This is a genomic window from Rickettsia akari str. Hartford (assembly GCF_000018205.1).
In the GTDB taxonomy this organism is placed as follows: domain Bacteria; phylum Pseudomonadota; class Alphaproteobacteria; order Rickettsiales; family Rickettsiaceae; genus Rickettsia; species Rickettsia akari.
In genome coordinates this window covers 66,988-84,497 of the sequence record NC_009881.1, presented here as the reverse complement: position 1 = coordinate 84,497, position 17,510 = coordinate 66,988, and the positions used below count along the sequence as shown (strand labels likewise).

Genomic DNA, 17,510 nt, shown 5'->3' with positions numbered 1-17,510 from the left:
GCTGGATCACATGCTCAAGCCACTGGATGACAGGATTAGTTGCCTCATATTACATCCTATCCATAGGTTCTACACCTATCACTTCAAGACCACTAGCTATAACTTTCTGTATTGCAGTTGCAAGAGCAAGACGAGCAGTAGTTAATTCTTTATTGCTCTCAATTATAAATCTATAGTCGCTATGTTCTTTACCAAAATTCCACATAGAATGAAATTTTGAAGCTAAATTTATTAAATAAAATGCAATGCGGTGCGGTTCAAAATATTTTGCAGATGTTTCTAATGTTTTTGTCCAACTAGCTAAAAGTTTTATGATCGCAATTTCTTCTTCTGAGGATAATAAAGATAAATCATACTTGCAGGCTTCAAAGTTATTATAAGATTCAGGCATTAATTCTCTAGCTTTTGATAAAATTGATATTGTTCTTACATGTGCATATTGTACATAAAAAATGGGATTTTCTCTTGATTGTTCTTTCACTTTTACTAAATCAAAATCAAGAGGCTTATCATTTTGCCTTGTTAACATCATAAATCTTATGATATCTTTCCCTACCTCATGATTTACGTCTTGTACACTAGCAAAGCTTCCAAGACGTTTTGACATTTTAACCGGCACACCGTTTTCAACAAAATTAACCAATTGACAGATTTTAACGTCTACTTTAACTTGCTCTTTGCCTAGAGCCTTAACTATTGCCTCAATTCTTTTAACATACCCGCTATGATCAGCACCAAGTACATAAATTAGGTGGCTCACTCCCCTATCTATTTTATCCTTAGCATATGCAAGATCGGAAGCAAAATAAGACCAACTTCCGTCAGCTTTTTCTATAGGACGATCCTGACTATCACCATAGTTAGTAGATTTAAATAACTTTTGAACTCTGTTATCCCATTCATCGTGAACTTTCCCTTTAGGAGGTGGGAGTATTCCTTCATAAATCAGCCCCATACCGGTAAGTAATTTCACCGTTTCCTCTATTGCGCATTTATCATGCAATGACTGTTCAGAAAAAAATATATCATGTTTAATACCAAGGTCTGCTAGATCTTTTCTATTTAAATCAAGCATCTTTTCTACGGCAAAATTTTTCACTATTTTGAATCTTTCCTCTTCATCCATCATTAATAATTTATTACCGTATTCTTCCGCCAAAATTTGCCCAAGCGGAATTAAATACTCGCCTGGGTACAAACCGTCAGGGATAGTAATTGTCTCGCCCAACGCTTCTCTATAACGTAATAATACCGTACTAACTAAATCATTTATTTGCGAACCTGCATCATTAACATAATATTCTTTTGTAACGAAATAACCTACTTTTTGCAAAATTCTAGCTAACACATCACCATATACCGCACCCCTAGCATGCCCTATATGCATTGGACCGGTGGGATTTGCCGAAACATACTCGATGTTAATATTTCTGCTTTTATCTATATCAATTTCACAAAACTTTTCTTCGTGCTGTAGAATATCTTTAATTGCTATCTGCCAAGTTTCGGCTTTTATAGTAAAGTTAATAAAGCCGGGTCCTGCTATTTCTATACTTGCAATATAAGGTAATGTTATAAGGATTTCTTTAAACTTTAAAGCAACTTCCCGAGGCGAAATATTTTCTTTAGCAGCAATAATCATTGCAATATTACTGGATAAATCGCCGTTAAAATTATCTTTTGGAGTTTCAATAGTAGCATTATTTGCTATTTCTTGATTATTATATAATTGCCTGCTTGCCGCAATTATATCTTGTTTTAATTTATTAAATATATTCATAATTAAGTTTTAAGATATTATTAAAATTCAGTGAACAAAGCTGATTATATTCTTGAATAGCAAAACGGTCGGTCATACCTGCTATATAATCGGCAATAACTCTAGCTTTACTATATGTGTCATCAGAGTCTATTAGCATTTTCCAATTAACCGGTAATAAATTAATATCATCCATATAAACCTTAAATAGACCTTGTACGATTTTAGTACATTTAAGGCTGATGGCCGTAATTTTATTACTTTTATAAACTCGCTCATGCAGAAACTTTTTAGTTTCCTTAATACGGTCATTAGTTTTTTCGGTAAAATCAACTATCTGATAATTTAAGTGACGTATTTCATATATATTAATAATTTTTTCTTTATTTAAATTTTCTTTTGTTTGCCATAATAAATCGGTAATCAATTCATGCATTAGCTTACGTACTACCTCATAAATCAGACAAGAGGAGCTAATATTCTTAAATTTTGATTTGAGTTCAAAAACATGCTGATCAATATATTTAAGCTCAGCAAGACTATTAAAATCGATAATTTTAGCACCAATACTATCTTCCAAATCATGCGAAATATAGCTAATATCATCGGCAAGTGATGCTATTTGAGCCTCAGCCGACGCATAAGTACTAAGCTCTAAATCATTTTGTTTATTATACTCCGCTATATATTCATTTATTTCACCAGTTATAGGACCATTATGTTTTATGATTCCTTCTAAAACTTCCCATGTTAAATTTACTCCGTTATAAGCCGCATATCTTTTTTCAAGTAGTGTTAGTATCTTTAAAGATTGAGCATTATGGGAAAAGCCGCTATACTCTTTCATACATTCATTTAGAGCTCTCTCTCCCGCATGACCGAAAGGCGTATGCCCAAGATCGTGAGCAAGTGCTATTGTCTCAGCTAAATCACTTGATAAATTTAAAGTATTAGCAACCGAACGTGCAACAGTCGAAACCTCTAGGGAATGAGTCAGCCTATTTCTGTAATGGTCTCCCTCATGATTAATAAAAACCTGAGTTTTATATTGTAAACGTCTAAATGCATTGGTATTAATAATGCGATCACGATCGCATTCAAACTCGTTTCTATAAGAGGTAGGAATTTCTTTATATAATCTTCCCCTACTTTTAAGAGGATCAGAAGCGTATGAAGCAAGCATCGTTATCCTTTATTTTGAAAGGCGTTATTATGAGTCTGTTATGTCATCCCGTGTAGGCGGAAATCCAGTAAAATCTATAACAACTTGTTTTTATAGATTTATTTTATTAAACCTGCTTATTATTAGGCTATTTATTCTGGATTCTCGCCTACACGGGAATGACATAGAACTGCTGTACCAAAGCTACACCACAACGCCATCTTGAAAAAATATTCGTTATACTATATAATTCACAAGACTTTTACAAGGTAATTTTGGTGACGATAACAATTACGGATAGAGCTTTTCAACGAGTTTGTGAGTTAATAGAGCTAGAAAAAGATAAGCATTTAGTACTGCGAGTTTCTGTTGATAGCGGCGGTTGTTCAGGACTTATGTATAATTACGAACTAGTCTCAAAAGATGATATAGATCAAGATGATTATGTTATTACTAAACATAATGCTACAATTATTGTTGATCCTATCTCTCAAAAATTTATGCTAGATTGTACTTTAGATTTTATAGAGGAACTCGGTAGTTCATATTTCAACGTTAGTAATCCGCAAGCTAAACTAAAATGCGGCTGCGGTAATTCTTTTTCGGTGTAACGTGTCATCCCGCGTAGGTGGAAATCCAGCATAAGGCGATATAAATAGAGCTTTTAATTTCAAAAATTTGCTGTATGTATACCTCTTTTTTCTAGATTACTGCTTTTGCAGGAATGACATCGCAACGTCCAACTTCTAGCAAAATTCACAAACATTTTCTATAATCTAATGTTACTCATTATGTTGAGAGGCAATACCAAGCATATCAACTTCACCATTATCACCATAAGGAGGATAGGCTATTTCTTCATTATTATTTCTATTATTCTCCTTCTTATCCTTTCCTGTTTTAGTAATTTCATGATGGCATTCTGCAATTAATCTTAAAAGATTATTAACGTTCTTTATGAACGCTCTTTCTAACTCATAGTAATTTTAAAGAGGTTGTAAATTTTTATTTTCGATTTCAGAATCGAGGTTTCGAGCTTTTGTTTTCTTTAAATATGCATTTACAGAATTTTCATTTAAAATATCTACTTCGGAAACGAGCTAAAATTCTGAATTATCATTAAACTTAGTAGAGATTTTTAATTCTGCTAACTTATGCTGTGATTATTATGTTTTATCTCTAATAAAGTTTTTATTCCGATATTAGTGATTGTTTTATTACTTACTCAAGAAAGTTTGGTTATTGTTTTGTTAAGCCTAAATAGTTCGGCTAAAATTTTTGTTTACTTATCATTGATATCGCAATTGTCCAAAAATACTCGCTCGATAATCTTGTTATTTCTTAAATAATTTGCTGTATATTGTATATCTTCCGTTATAAAGGGTTAGTTACTAAAATCCCAAGCAGTTCCTGGATAAACTCTGCAAGCCCGCTATTTGGTTTTACTAATATTTCATTAAATATAGACCGAGTGTTATTAGAAAGCCAAGCTATAATATCTTTATATTCATACTTATATATGAAGCTTGTGTTTGGAGTTAATATCTCTTCAATATTACATAATTTCATTAATATATTATATGCTTCAAGAATAATTATGTTTGGAGTGTTTTTTTGTTCTAAAATATTATTAAAATACTACGTCAAAAATCATATATATTTTTTAAACATCGTGTCTATTTGGTGCTCCACACAAACTAAACATATATATTTACCTAAAATAATTTATATTACTCCAAATACAAACATTTTGCTCCGTAAGTTGAATAAATAAACATTAATACTACTTGAAAATTTGGGTAAATAAATTCACAACAAGCACTTAAAGGTGAATTGGTGAAATTCTGAGGATAAGAAAATTCTATTTTTTATTTTGCAAAAAATTATCACTTCCATTTTTAAATTGAATTAATAGAGGATATTGTATATGTTTTTTGAAAAATAAAATTTGAGGTTATTTTTCTTTTGTAATTTTATCATATTTTTTTAGTTTGATAAGTATGGACTCTAGATTATCTAACTTCATCATACATGGACCATCACTTGGAGCGTTATCGGGATCTTGATGTACTTCCATATACATACCGGCGATACCTACAGCAATTGCTGCCTTTGCAAGTAGCTCTACATATTTTCTGTCCCCTCCGGTACTACCTCCTAGTCCTCCAGGCTGCTGAACGGAATGTGTTGCATCAAAAACTATAGGTACATTTAATTCTGCCATTATTGCAAGACTACGCATATCAGATACCAAATTATTATAACCAAAACATGCTCCCCGCTCTGTAAATAATATATCCTTTACTCCAAAAGCTTGTAGTTTTGTTTGTACATTTTTCATATCCCACGGAGCTAGAAACTGCCCTTTTTTGACTTTTACTATTTTACCTGTTTTTGCTGCAGCTTGTAGCAAGTCAGTTTGTCTACATAGAAATGCCGGAATTTGTAAAATATCTGCTACTTCGGCTGTTTCAGTACATTGACTCTCTGAATGAATATCAGTAACAATAGGGCAATCGAATTCAGATTTTACTTTTGATAAAATTTCTAAACCTTTCTCAATACCAACTCCTCTAATTCCATTTACGGAAGTTCTATTAGCTTTATCAAAAGAAGATTTATAAATAAATGCAATATCCAGCTTGCTAGTTAATTTAACAAGTTTTTCTGCCATAAACAATGCATGATCTTTTCCTTCAATCTGACAAGGCCCTGCAATGAGAACAAACGGTAAATCATTTCCTATTTTGATATTGTTAAGTTTTACTATTTTTTGCATAATTCTTAGATTTAATTATTGAGTGATGCATGGATTAGTGTTGCTCTGTTATATCAGGTACTGATTCATTTTTTATTAAGTCATTGTTAATTATCAGTGTATAATATTTTTCTTTTATTGTCGTTAAATCGTAATTACCATGATAATAACCTTCTAGGTTAATAATGTTCTTTAAATAAAAATTTATCTGCTCTGTTTCTAACGGCTCATCTATATTTCTTATAATAGACGACTTAATATTAATTAAATATGCTTTTATTTTTTTTAATTCTTTAATAATTATAAAAATATCATGCGGTTTTGTTACCAATATTCCTACAAATAAAATTAATAATATTTGTGTTAAAGACATATTTATATTAACTTCTTATGTTTATATTTTGGATTTAAAATACTTTCCCCATTAGTACTTAACATATATTCATGGTAATCTTGATAATTTCCTTCAAACCATGTGGCATTATTGTCTTTATCGTATGATATAATATGAGTAGCTATTCTATCTAAAAACCACCTGTCATGACTAATTACTAATACACAACCTGCAAAATCTAAAATAGCATCTTCAAGTGCTCTTAACGTATCAATATCTAAATCATTAGACGGCTCATCTAATAATATAACATTTGCTCCTTCTTTTAGTAATTTCGCCAAATGTACTCTGTTACGTTCTCCACCTGAAAGTTGTCCAACTTTTTTTTGTTGATCACCGCCTCTAAAATTAAAAGCTGCACAATAAGCTCTACTTTTAATTATTCTATTACCAAGTTGTAATTCATCTAAACCTTCTGAAATTTCTTCCCATATAGTCTTATTATCATCTAAATGATCCCTTGATTGATCAACATACCCTAATTTTACCGTTTGACCAATTTTAATACTACCACTATCCGGCGTTATTTTACCTGTAATAATATTAAACAATGTAGACTTACCTGCTCCATTCGGTCCAATAATTCCTACAATAGCTCCACGTGGAACTTTAAAACTAAAATCTGATAATAATATTTTACTATCAAATTTTTTAGCTATATGTTCTGCTTCAATAACAAGATCGCCTAAACGAGGTCCATTAGGTATAATTATTTGAGTAGGATCAATTTTTTGTTTCTGTTGTTTATTTAATAACTCTTGATATGCTGTAATACGTGCTTTATTTTTTGATTGTCTAGCTTTTGGAGTCTGACGAATCCATTCAAGTTCACGATTCAATTGTTTTTTTCTATCATTGTCTTCTTTACTTTCTAAAGCTAATTTTTGTTGCTTCTGTTCAAGCCAAGAACTATAATTTGATTCCCACGCTATACAATTTCCACGATCTATTTCTAGTATCCATTCTGTAACATTATCTAAAAAATAACGATCATGGGTAATTACTATTACAGTACCTTCATAATGCTTTAAATAACCCTCAAGCCAAGAAACTGATTCTGCATCTAAATGATTTGTAGGTTCATCAAGTAACAACATATCAGGTTTCTCTAAAAGCAATTTACATAAAGCAACTCTTCTTTTTTCTCCACCAGAAATTTTTGTAATATCTGCTTCTTTTGGTGGGCAACGTAAAGCAAGCATTGCGATCTCTATTTCACGTTCCAGATTCCATCCATCACAATTATCTATTTTTTCTTGTAATTTTGCTTGTTTATCAAAAAGCTGTTGCATTTCTTCATCAGTGATTTCAGCAGCAAATTTGTTACTTATATCGTTAAATTCGTCAATAAGTTTTTTCTTTTCATAAAGGCCTTCTATGATATTATCAAACACATTTTTACTAGAATCAAGATATGGTTCTTGAGGTAAATATCCTACTTTTATACCGATTTTAGCTATTGCTTTACCTTCAAACTCTTTATCAATACCTGCCATTATTTTTAATAAAGTTGATTTACCTGCTCCATTTGGACCTATTATACCGATTTTAGCTTTTGGTAAAAATGATAAATTTGTTTCTTTTAAAATTCGTTTACCATTTATAATTTTGCTTAAACCAACCATTTCATAAACATATTGATATGACATAAATTACTTATTTCCTTATATTATTATTTGTACTGATACATATATTTACTACTGCATTGTATGAATTTATTGCTGTATGATCATATAATTCAAAATTAGACATTGTATGCCTACCATTATTTTTCTAGTTTGGGTATTTATCTTAAGAAAGAAAATACTGTATATATACTTTAATCTTAATACTTTTTTAATTTAATTTTAATAATATTAAGTCTAATTCTTCCAAATCTTTATAATGAAATATTAATTTTCCGCCTAATTGATAATTCTCTATTGTTATTTCTATGCCAAATTTTTCTGACAAAGCTTTTACTAATAATTCTAAATCATTATCGGCAGCGTTGTCCTTTAAAAAACGCTTTTCTACTTTGTGATTATTTTTAGGAGATTTTTTACACTCATTTTTATACCATTGCCTTACTAGCTCTTCTGTTTGACGTACATTTAAATCATTCTTTATAATATGATCGGCTATTACTTCTGCGTGTTCATGATTTATTAAACATCGAGCTTGTCCCATGCTTAATATATTGTCATTTAGTTTATCTTGAATAGATTGTGGCAAATTATTAAGCCTCAACAAATTAGCTATATGACTACGACTTTTGCCAAGCCTTTCAGCTAATTTTTCTGTCGTATAATTAAAATTTTCTACTAAATATTTAAAGCCACGAGCTTCTTCCATCACTGTTAAATCAGTTCTTTGTATATTCTCAATTAATGCTATTTCCATACTCTCTCTAGCATCTAAATTTTTTATAATTACTGGTATCTCTAAAACTTTTGCTAATTTACACGCACGCCAGCGTCGCTCTCCTGCTATAATTTGGAAATTATTATCAACAATAATAGGCTGTAATAAACCATTATTCAATATAGAATCTGCTAATTCTTTTATTTTATCATATTCTAAGTTTTTTCTAGGCTGATTCTCATTTGGTCTTATTTTATCGATATTTATTGTTTGTATTCTTTCTGATTCTATAGAAATAACTTCTTCTCCAAGTAATGAAGATAACCCTCTGCCTAGCCCTTTATTTTTCGCCATATCTTTCTAAAATTTCTTTTGTAAGTTCTATATATGCAACTGCTCCCGAACATTTATAATCATATATAATAGCCGGTTTTCCGTATGAAGGAGCTTCAGATAATTTAATATTTCTTGGAATAACGGTTTTAAATACCAATTCTCCTAAGCATTTTCTCACATCATCTTCTACTTGCTCAGTTAAACGATTACGCTTATCATACATTGTAAATAATATACCTGCAATCTTTATCTTAGGATTTAATCTTTTCTCTACAATTTCAATTGTTTTTAGCAAATGACTTAATCCTTCCAAAGAATAAAAATCACATTGCATTGGAATCAGCACTTCATCACTTGCAACTAAAGCGTTTACCGTTAATAAATTTAATGAAGGAGGGCAATCAATAATTATATAATCATATAATATTTTTATTTCTTCCAACAGCTTCATTAAAATATATTCTCGGTCCTTTAATTTTGTTAAATCCAATTCAGCCGCAGATAGATTAGTGTTTGAAGTAACTATTGCTAAATTTGGTATATCTGTAGAAATTATTGCATCTTTCAATTCTATTAAATTTGTTAATACTTGGTATATAGTATTTTTGCGTTGTTGCTGACGAATTCCAAAACCAGTACTACTATTCCCTTGAGGATCAAGATCTATAACTAAAATTTTTTTATTTACCGCAGCAAAAGCTGTAGCTAAATTTACAGTAGTTGTAGTTTTAGCCACTCCTCCTTTTTGATTAACAATCGCAATTACTTTCATATAATTTTTGTTAAATTACTAACTTCTAGAATTTTCCCTTCTTCACAAGTAATACTTTGATGTATTAAATAATCAAATAACCACATCTCTTTAGCTGCTACTATTTCTGTTAAATAATTTTTTCCTTTTAATAATAAAACTTTTTCTTGTACTGAAATATTTTTTATACAATTAAATATTGTATTTAATTTAGAAAAAGCCCTACAAGTCAATATACTACAATCTATTGCTACTTTTTCTATTCTTTGATTTATTATTTGTATGTTATTATTTGATATCTTTGATGCTTTCTCTAAAAATATACATTTGCGTAAATCAGCTTCTATCAAACTTACTTTTGCTACCCCTGCTATAGATAATACTATACCGGGAAAACCGGCCCCACTTCCTATATCAACCAAGTGTATTTCTTTATTATCAATATATTGCATTAATTGTAATGAGTCTAATATATGACGTTGCCAAAAATTATGTATAGTATTACCCGATACAAGATTGATTGATTTATTCCATTTTTTAACTAACTTTTGAAAAATTTCTAATTTTTCAATTATTTCACGTGAAACTTCCATCACTATATTTAGTTTTTAAATAAATTATAATAGACGTAATTGCTGCAGGTGTAATCCCTGGAATTCGACGTGCTAAACCAATAGTAGTAGGTTTATGGGAAGAAAGTTTTTCCTGTATCTCTAATGATATACTTGGTATTTTAAAATAGTCAATATTTTTAGGTATTAACTGTGCCTCTTCACTTTGAAATAAATTAATATCTGCTTGTTGTCTAGTTAAATATGAAGCATATTTTGCTTCAATATAGAGTAATTGCAAAATATTATTATTTTGCATTTCTTTAAGCATAGGAAAAATTTTAATAGCTTGTTCAATATTAAAACTAGGTATTTTAAATAAGTCTAATACTGTTTTATATGTACCATCCTGTGCAACTTGTATGTCCATTTTAGCAAGTTTACTAGTAGTGAAAGATAAGGTATTTAATAATGATTTTGTTTTTTCTATATCTTCATATTTTTTTGTAAATATTTTTTTACGTTTTTCTGATATAACGCCAATGTTGATCCCTAATTCCGTTAAACGTAAATCAGCATTATCTGCTCTTAAAGATAATCTATATTCTGAACGAGAAGTAAACATACGATAAGGTTCTATAGTACCAAATGTTGTTAAATCATCAATCATTACTCCAATATAACTGTTTGCTCTTGTTAATATAAATTGTGCTTGATCTTTTACTGCTAAAGCAGCATTTATACCGGCTATTATACCTTGCCCTGCGGCCTCTTCATATCCTGTAGTACCGTTAATTTGCCCAGCAAAATACAATCCAGCTATTTTTTTTGTCTCTAGCGTAACACTTATTTCACGTGGATCAACATAATCATATTCTATAGCATAACCTAGACGTAAAACCTTTACATTTTCTAATCCTGGTATTGTTTTGATTAATTTATGTTGTACATCTTCAGGCAAAGAAGTAGAAATACCATTTGGATAAATCGTATAATCATCTAACCCCTCAGGTTCTAAAAATATACGATGTTCTGATTTTGTACTAAATCTGACTATTTTATCTTCAATAGAAGGACAATATCGCGGTCCTATTCCTTCTATCTGCCCCGAATACATTGCGGATTTATTAAGGTTCTCACGTATAATATCATGAGTTTCTGAGGTTGTTTTTGTAATAAAACAATTTATCTGAGGAACATTGACAACATTTGTTAATTCAGAAAAAGGACGAGGAGCTTTATCTCCAGGCTGTAAAGCTGTTTTACTATAATCAATAGTACGCCCGTCAATTCTTGGTGGTGTACCTGTTTTTAAACGGGCAATTTTAAATCCTACTTTTTTTAATGTCTTTGATAATCCATACGAAGGCTCTTCATCTACTCTACCGGCAGGAATTTTTTTTTTTCCAATATGAATAAGACCTGATAGAAAAGTACCCGTAGTTAATATAATTTTTTGACAAGGAATTTTGCTATCATTATTTAAAACAATCGCTGCAACTTTAGAAGATTTAATTTCTATATCTTCTACTTTCCCATATAGTATATCCAGATTAGGGTAATTTGTTAATATTTGATACATCGCTTTTTTATAAAGCTTTCGATCAGCTTGAGCTCTAGGTCCCCAAACTGCCGGTCCTCTAGTCTCATTCAGCATTTTATAATGTATACCTGCTTGATCTATAACATAACCCATTAACCCATCAAGGGCATCGATTTCTTTAACTAATGTACCCTTTGCAATGCCACCAATTGCTGGATTGCAAGACATTTCGCCTAAATTGTCCGGTTTTAACGTAATTAAGAGAGTAGAAACTCCAAGACGTGCAGAAGCTGCTGCTGCTTCCACGCCTGCATGTCCGCCACCTATAACTATTACGTCATATTTTAGCATTAATTATTCTATAATTTCAGATTTGTTAAAGAAAAATGCGATTTCTCTTTTCGCACTGTTTTCACTATCTGAACCATGAATACTATTAGCCTCAATTGATTCGCCTAAATCTTTTCTAATAGTTCCTGCTTCAGCTTCAGCAGGATTAGTTGCACCCATAATGGTACGGTTTAAAATTATAGCATCTTCTCCCTTAAGAACTTGAAGTACTACCGCTCCTGAAGTAATATATTCAACTAAGCTATTAAAAAACGTTCTTGCTCTATGTTCATCGTAGAAACACTCAGCTTCATATTTAGTTAAAAATCTCATTTTCTGAGCCACTATCTTTAAGCCTCCATTTTCTAAATAAGCATTAACTTGTCCTATTTTATTCCTCTTGATAGCATCAGGCTTAATCATTGAAAAAGTATATTGTATTGTCATTTTGTAACCTTTATATAATGATTAAATTTATTTTTTAGCTGAACGATTCCATGTTAAAGCAAACAACCCTCCTCCTAAAAGAGCAGAAATACTGAAAAATATAAATACTCCATTCCAACCATAATGATCGCTAATCCATCCTACGCCGATTCCTGCAATAGAGGCTCCTAAATAACCAAATAACCCTGATAATCCATTAGCCGTACCGACAGCTTGACGAGTACTGAAATCAGCAGCTGCTATACCTACAAGGAGCTGAGGTCCTGCAACAAAAAAGCCTATTAAAGATAGAATTACTATACTTAATAATTCACTTTGAATAGGAATTGTCCAAAACAAGACTAACAATAAGCTAAGCAATACCATACATATCGCTCCAATAGGACCGCGACGTCCTTGAAATAATTTATCCGATAAAAAGCCAGCTATCAACGCCCCGGGAATACCTATCATTTCATATAAACCAATTTGTAATCCTGCATTTGCAAGGCTTATATTACGTAAATCTTTTAAAAATGTTGGAGCCCAATAAATTACTCCGGAACGTATTATATAAACAAACATATTTGCTAAACAAACATACCATATTAGCCTATTACAAAAGACCATTCTAAGTAATTGTGGAGTTAATAGCTTCTCATAATCTCCTATAGATTCAGGCGGATATTCTTTATATTCCTCTACGGTAGATAAACCTACTTCTTTTGGGGAATTACGAAGCCTATTATATAAAAAAAGCGATACTACACAAGCGACTACACCAGGAACGAAAAAAGCAGCTCTCCAATCAAATTTATCGATTAAATAACCGCAGCTTATCATAGCAATGGCACCACCTATTTGATTAGAGGTTGTACCCATAGCCCATTTAGTGCCAAGTTCTTTTGAAGCAAACCAGTGAGTAAGCATTTTTGTTGCAGGGGGCCACCCCATCGATTGAAACCAGTTACTGGATATCCATAAAATTCCTATAAACCACAAAGAATATGAAAAACCTATTAGAATAGTAATGATTCCGACAACTAAAAGACCCAAAACCATAAATATCCGAGCATTAACTTTGTCGCTAATAAACCCATTACAAGCTTTACTCACTCCATACATAATAGATGAAGCAGTTAATATCCAACCAATTTGCGTTTTAGTAACCCCAAAATATTCTCTTATAGCAGGAGTTGCTATATTAAAATTCTGACGACACAAATAAAAAGTCGCATAACCTATAATAATAGAATATAAAATCCTTACTCGCCAACTATTATATTTTTTTACATATGGCGATCTTGGAGTTTTAATTTTGGGTTTTGTATCTGTCATATTATAAACTCCACGACTATAAAAAAAGCAAGTTTCAGAGTCGAGCAGCTTACTTTTGTTATAATATTAAATTTTAACACATTCTATTTTTCAGTTTTATTTACCAAAACTTGATACTCTTTATTTAAACCTTTAACAGCATATATCCATAATATTACTATTACAAAGAATATAGAAGCAAAATAAGGAGTCGCCTCTACAAAACCAAATGCAGGAAATAAAATAAAGAATGTAGATTGAATAATAGCACCGCCTGATTTACCGAATCTTCCTCCGATAACTTCAACAGCAGCTTGCCCTTTTACTCGTAAATCCTTATCAAGCGGGATATATGCCATGTTTTTAGTGGCATCAAATAAGGAATATTTTACACCTTTACTTAAAACATTTTGAATCATACCAATCATAACAGCAAGTGCTAAAGGACCTGAAGCAAGAATACCTGTTAAATGCATAGCAATAACACTATCAAAAAAGATAAATGTAAAAAATGCTGCACCGGTAATTAACATCATTAATGGAGTTATCATAGCTGCAGTTAGCCATGATACTTTTCTTAAAATATTACTACCTATAAGCATGAAAGCAATTGCAACCCAACCTTGATAAAATTGGAACTTACCCATATATATAGTATACGCCTCTTTCGTCGGATACAATTCTTTTACTTTGGATTTCCAAACACCTTCAACTAAATTTACTGAAACACCGTAAGCAATAAGTAACAACGCAATATAACCTACATACTTAGAGGTGAAGATCATTTTAAAACTGTCTATTAATGACATTTTAGCTTTAGCTTTCTTTTCTTTTACTAATGCCGGATCATAAAGTCCAGGATCGGTTAGAACATTTTTATTCATCCATCTATATGTTAATATTACCAACAAGCTACTTGTCATCATTATAACAAATAAAGGCACAAATTTTAGATGTTCTGCAACTATTTGAGTCTTTTCATGCAAGAAATATCCAATAATCACTGATGTTACAGGCAATGCTAAATTAGCAAGTAAACCAAACATTGAGTAAAAACGTTTAGCTTCATCGGTTTTGGTAATTTGGTTAGCAAACTGCCAAAATAATAAACTAAGCATCATTGTTCCCCAAAGCTCTGCCATAGTATAAAAAGATGCAAAACTCCATTGACCAACTATTCTTATAAACCATTTAAAATTAGGGTAAGCTAAACTTAAAGATTCTATGGTTTCAGGATCAGGATGAACTAAATCAGGATAAGGGTAAAGCACAAAAGCAAATAACGCAAAATACCCTAAGAAAAATGAAGCAATAACATAAAATACGTTTTCTTGCTTTAAAATATCGCAGAGCTTAACATAAATTACCATAGCGACTACGGCAGAAGGTAGTACTATATATGTTTTTAAGAAACTTATTGCTTCCGCCCCTATATCCGTTACTACAAACCCATCTTTAATTGAACGAAGCGTTGAGTAGTTTAATAAAATACAGAACATCATAAACGCCATAGGAAGAAACTTCTTATTTTCATATCGTTCTATAGGCCAAATTACCTTTCTTAGTTCCGAGAGACAATTGTCACTTTTAGGAGTACTCATAAATTAAATTTTTCTATTTATTTTGAAAATAAGCACTATACTAGAATATGTTAGAGAAGTCAAACCTTATTGATTTTTTCTCAAAGTAAATTAAATAAAATGTCTAACTCTGAGATGTATAAAAGAAATATGATAATTTATTTACTTGATTTTAATTTCTATCTATAATTTTCTATTTATAAATTATCACAATAAAATATATGTCCAAATTAAAAATAACTCTATTATTAACTGCTATAATTTGCATAACAGGTTCTAAAAGTAATATGAAAAATGAAAACAAATATTTCATTACTGGAATATGTAACCTTAAACTTAGAGACTCTAAATAATTCTTAGGATAAAACTATTAGAATAAAGGCAAAAACGTTAAACTTCCCTTTATCTGCAGAAGATTTACGCGATATATCTATATCTAGAAACAAATATTATCAAGAAGAAAATGGTGCAAGGCTTGCTGCACCGCAAATAGATATCTCAAAATATATAATAATATTTGCAGTAAATGAAAATGAAGAGTTAAAAAAATGACGTCCTGATCTTAAGGATACAATGCCTAAAACTATATGGATTAATCCATCATATAAACAGGTAGATATTGATAAACATGAAGATTATGAAGGATTTTTTTCGGTTGAAAATGCTACAGGTCCAGTTGCAAGATTCAAAAAGATTCATTGTCACGCATATGATATAAATGGACATCAAATCCAAGGCATCACAGAAGGATTTTTAGCAAGAGTTATCCAGCATGAAATCGATCATCTAAACGGAAAAGTATTTTTAGATTATGTAGCTCCCGAAAAAATAATGACAAAAGAAAAATATTTAGAAAAACGTAAAAAAGCTATGTAGCAGGAAAATATAAAATCTTAGATTCATCCAAATTTCAAATATCATTCTAGCTAAATTTTAGTATGTCATGCCTCACTAAAAGCTGCGTTATTGTATGAAACGATGTCATTGCCGCAAAAACGGGAATCTCAAAAAAACAAAATTATGCGCGCTTTTAATATAAAAATTATATTTTTAGTTATTGGATTCCTGGCCTTCTTCGCAGGCAAGTATTGTTGCGTGGACCGGTAAAACCTACTGTGTCACCTAGTTCGCTTGACCACATGGTCCATAAAAATAATAAAAATACTAATAATTTTAGTATTTTTAACTAGATCCAGTGGTCAAGCCACGGGATGACAGCGGTAAACTTGATCCACGCTGGCAATGCCTAGCAGGAATTATATCATTCCATGCTAAGGCAACATAAATTTAGTCCATATTAATTTAGTATAATAACTATTGCATCAGATACGGGACGTATTGTAGTTCACCTAAAGCTTCATACTCATTTCCTGTAACATTATTTATAATTTTTCTGTCCATAAAGAATGTAGCAGAACCGGCACCGTCTAGGTTAATTGCCGCTTTGCATCTAAGGCTTCACATGTAATCTACAAGCTATAAGGTCTTTTACAGTTTTATTGTATCTTTATTCATATTATAAACATCACGACCATCAGTTTGCATATAATATCAGAACCGTACCCGTAAGAAGCATAAAAAATCCATTCCAACTTTAATTCAGCGTAAATTTTTTATACACATTGATTGTTTCATTATAAGATCTATGCAAGAGAGTTGCTTGAGCCCAAACCACACCAAACGACTCCTTAAAATCGATATCCTGAAAAGTTGAGTGCAGTACATCTATTCCGGTTTCTTTCGTGGCTAATTTAACAATTTCACTTGAGCCATCAAAAGCGCTCACTTGATAACCTTGACCTAAAAAATACTTTGTATCACGACCGACTCCGTAACCGGCATCTAAAATATGGGCTTTTTTAGCTAAATAGCTAGTCAATACTTTATAATTACCGGATAAATCTGCATTAATCGTTCTATCGTAAAACTCTTGAGCATGATTTATAATATTATATATTTTTCATAACTTTATATTTATTCTCAACTATTAGTATAGTTATACTCACCAAACAACAAAATACAAATAATTTCTATTATATCTTTTCATTGACTGTTAGACTTAAAAATGGTTTACTTATTAAGAAGTTTTCGCGTAGATACCGTAGTCATCATTGCATACAAGCATAGGCGTGGTTCTTATGTTATTTCCGCGAAAGCGGAAAGGTGTTCTTGCGTGGATCAGTTTTACCTCCGTCATCCCGTGGTTTGACCACGGGATCCAGTTAAAAATACTAAAATTATTAGTATTTTTATTGTTTTT

Annotated in this window: 15 protein-coding genes and 1 pseudogene; 2 read left to right on the top strand and 14 right to left on the bottom strand. The window is 31.1% G+C overall.

Annotated features, from left to right (window positions below; all coding sequences use genetic code 11):
* Positions 1-49: 49 nt before the first annotated feature.
* Together argS and A1C_RS00460 are read right to left on the bottom strand one after the other, a co-directional pair.
* Complete coding sequence (argS, locus tag A1C_RS00465) at positions 50-1,780, bottom strand: arginine--tRNA ligase (RefSeq protein ID WP_012013304.1); 1,731 nt, start codon at positions 1,778-1,780, stop codon at positions 50-52.
* Entirely contained in the window at positions 1,767-2,942 is a 1,176-nt protein-coding gene (locus tag A1C_RS00460) for a deoxyguanosinetriphosphate triphosphohydrolase (protein ID WP_012013303.1), read from the bottom strand. Before A1C_RS00460 ends, argS begins: the two co-directional genes overlap by 14 nt.
* Before the next feature lie 257 nt (positions 2,943-3,199).
* Between A1C_RS00460 and A1C_RS00455 the strand changes: the two genes are divergently transcribed.
* Positions 3,200-3,532 carry an iron-sulfur cluster assembly accessory protein gene (locus tag A1C_RS00455; RefSeq protein WP_012013302.1) on the top strand — a complete coding sequence of 111 codons (333 nt, stop codon included), beginning with the start codon at positions 3,200-3,202 and terminating at the stop codon, positions 3,530-3,532.
* A gap of 763 nt (positions 3,533-4,295) precedes the next feature.
* Here A1C_RS00455 and A1C_RS08315 read toward each other — a convergent pair.
* The 11 genes from A1C_RS08315 to tlc1 form a co-directional block, all read right to left on the bottom strand.
* Positions 4,296-4,490, bottom strand: a complete 195-nt coding sequence (locus A1C_RS08315) for a hypothetical protein (RefSeq protein WP_012013301.1) — start codon at positions 4,488-4,490, stop codon at positions 4,296-4,298.
* Positions 4,491-4,875: 385 nt separating this feature from the next.
* Positions 4,876-5,700, bottom strand: coding sequence for a 3-deoxy-8-phosphooctulonate synthase (kdsA, locus tag A1C_RS00445; protein ID WP_012013300.1), 825 nt, complete (start codon positions 5,698-5,700; stop codon positions 4,876-4,878).
* A 34-nt stretch (positions 5,701-5,734) separates the two neighbouring features.
* A complete protein-coding gene (locus A1C_RS00440; protein WP_012013299.1) occupies positions 5,735-6,052 on the bottom strand; it encodes a DUF2672 domain-containing protein in 318 nt (105 codons plus the stop codon).
* A 2-nt stretch (positions 6,053-6,054) separates the two neighbouring features.
* The gene (gene ettA / locus A1C_RS00435) at positions 6,055-7,722 is read right to left on the bottom strand and encodes an energy-dependent translational throttle protein EttA (protein ID WP_012013298.1); all 1,668 of its coding nucleotides are present in this window, start codon (positions 7,720-7,722) and stop codon (positions 6,055-6,057) included.
* Positions 7,723-7,909: 187 nt separating this feature from the next.
* Positions 7,910-8,770 (bottom strand): ParB/RepB/Spo0J family partition protein, encoded by an 861-nt coding sequence (locus A1C_RS00430; protein WP_012013297.1) that lies wholly within the window; start codon positions 8,768-8,770, stop codon positions 7,910-7,912.
* Positions 8,757-9,524, bottom strand: a complete 768-nt coding sequence (locus tag A1C_RS00425; protein ID WP_012013296.1) for a ParA family protein — start codon at positions 9,522-9,524, stop codon at positions 8,757-8,759. The genes A1C_RS00430 and A1C_RS00425 overlap by 14 nt, the downstream gene beginning before the upstream one ends.
* The gene (rsmG, locus tag A1C_RS00420) at positions 9,521-10,096 is read right to left on the bottom strand and encodes a 16S rRNA (guanine(527)-N(7))-methyltransferase RsmG (protein WP_012013295.1); all 576 of its coding nucleotides are present in this window, start codon (positions 10,094-10,096) and stop codon (positions 9,521-9,523) included. The genes A1C_RS00425 and rsmG overlap by 4 nt, the downstream gene beginning before the upstream one ends.
* Complete coding sequence (mnmG, locus tag A1C_RS00415) at positions 10,080-11,948, bottom strand: tRNA uridine-5-carboxymethylaminomethyl(34) synthesis enzyme MnmG (RefSeq protein WP_012013294.1); 1,869 nt, start codon at positions 11,946-11,948, stop codon at positions 10,080-10,082. The genes rsmG and mnmG overlap by 17 nt, the downstream gene beginning before the upstream one ends.
* 3 nt (positions 11,949-11,951) lie before the next feature.
* Complete coding sequence (ndk, locus tag A1C_RS00410) at positions 11,952-12,374, bottom strand: nucleoside-diphosphate kinase (RefSeq protein ID WP_012013293.1); 423 nt, start codon at positions 12,372-12,374, stop codon at positions 11,952-11,954.
* Between the two features lie 27 nt (positions 12,375-12,401).
* Positions 12,402-13,691: an MFS transporter gene (locus A1C_RS00405; RefSeq protein ID WP_012013292.1), complete on the bottom strand. Its 1,290-nt coding sequence runs from the start codon at positions 13,689-13,691 to the stop codon at positions 12,402-12,404.
* A gap of 83 nt (positions 13,692-13,774) precedes the next feature.
* A complete protein-coding gene (gene tlc1 / locus A1C_RS00400; RefSeq protein ID WP_012013291.1) occupies positions 13,775-15,271 on the bottom strand; it encodes an ATP/ADP exchange transporter Tlc1 in 1,497 nt (498 codons plus the stop codon).
* A 200-nt stretch (positions 15,272-15,471) separates the two neighbouring features.
* Here tlc1 and A1C_RS07550 point away from each other — a divergent pair.
* Positions 15,472-16,126: pseudogene (locus A1C_RS07550) on the top strand (peptide deformylase).
* Positions 16,127-16,844: 718 nt separating this feature from the next.
* Here A1C_RS07550 and A1C_RS08310 read toward each other — a convergent pair.
* A complete protein-coding gene (locus A1C_RS08310) occupies positions 16,845-17,129 on the bottom strand; it encodes a class I SAM-dependent methyltransferase (protein WP_012013288.1) in 285 nt (94 codons plus the stop codon).
* Between the last annotated feature and the right edge of the window lie 381 nt (positions 17,130-17,510).

Coding starts and splice junctions, on each gene's coding strand:
- argS (WP_012013304.1), bottom strand. CDS start 1,780: ATGAATATATTTAATAAATTAAAACAAGATATAATTGCGGCAAGCAGG.
- A1C_RS00460 (WP_012013303.1), bottom strand. CDS start 2,942: ATGCTTGCTTCATACGCTTCTGATCCTCTTAAAAGTAGGGGAAGATTA.
- A1C_RS08315 (WP_012013301.1), bottom strand. CDS start 4,490: ATGAAATTATGTAATATTGAAGAGATATTAACTCCAAACACAAGCTTC.
- kdsA (WP_012013300.1), bottom strand. CDS start 5,700: ATGCAAAAAATAGTAAAACTTAACAATATCAAAATAGGAAATGATTTA.
- A1C_RS00440 (WP_012013299.1), bottom strand. CDS start 6,052: ATGTCTTTAACACAAATATTATTAATTTTATTTGTAGGAATATTGGTA.
- ettA (WP_012013298.1), bottom strand. CDS start 7,722: ATGTCATATCAATATGTTTATGAAATGGTTGGTTTAAGCAAAATTATA.
- A1C_RS00430 (WP_012013297.1), bottom strand. CDS start 8,770: ATGGCGAAAAATAAAGGGCTAGGCAGAGGGTTATCTTCATTACTTGGA.
- A1C_RS00425 (WP_012013296.1), bottom strand. CDS start 9,524: ATGAAAGTAATTGCGATTGTTAATCAAAAAGGAGGAGTGGCTAAAACT.
- rsmG (WP_012013295.1), bottom strand. CDS start 10,096: ATGGAAGTTTCACGTGAAATAATTGAAAAATTAGAAATTTTTCAAAAG.
- mnmG (WP_012013294.1), bottom strand. CDS start 11,948: ATGCTAAAATATGACGTAATAGTTATAGGTGGCGGACATGCAGGCGTG.
- ndk (WP_012013293.1), bottom strand. CDS start 12,374: ATGACAATACAATATACTTTTTCAATGATTAAGCCTGATGCTATCAAG.
- A1C_RS00405 (WP_012013292.1), bottom strand. CDS start 13,691: ATGACAGATACAAAACCCAAAATTAAAACTCCAAGATCGCCATATGTA.
- tlc1 (WP_012013291.1), bottom strand. CDS start 15,271: ATGAGTACTCCTAAAAGTGACAATTGTCTCTCGGAACTAAGAAAGGTA.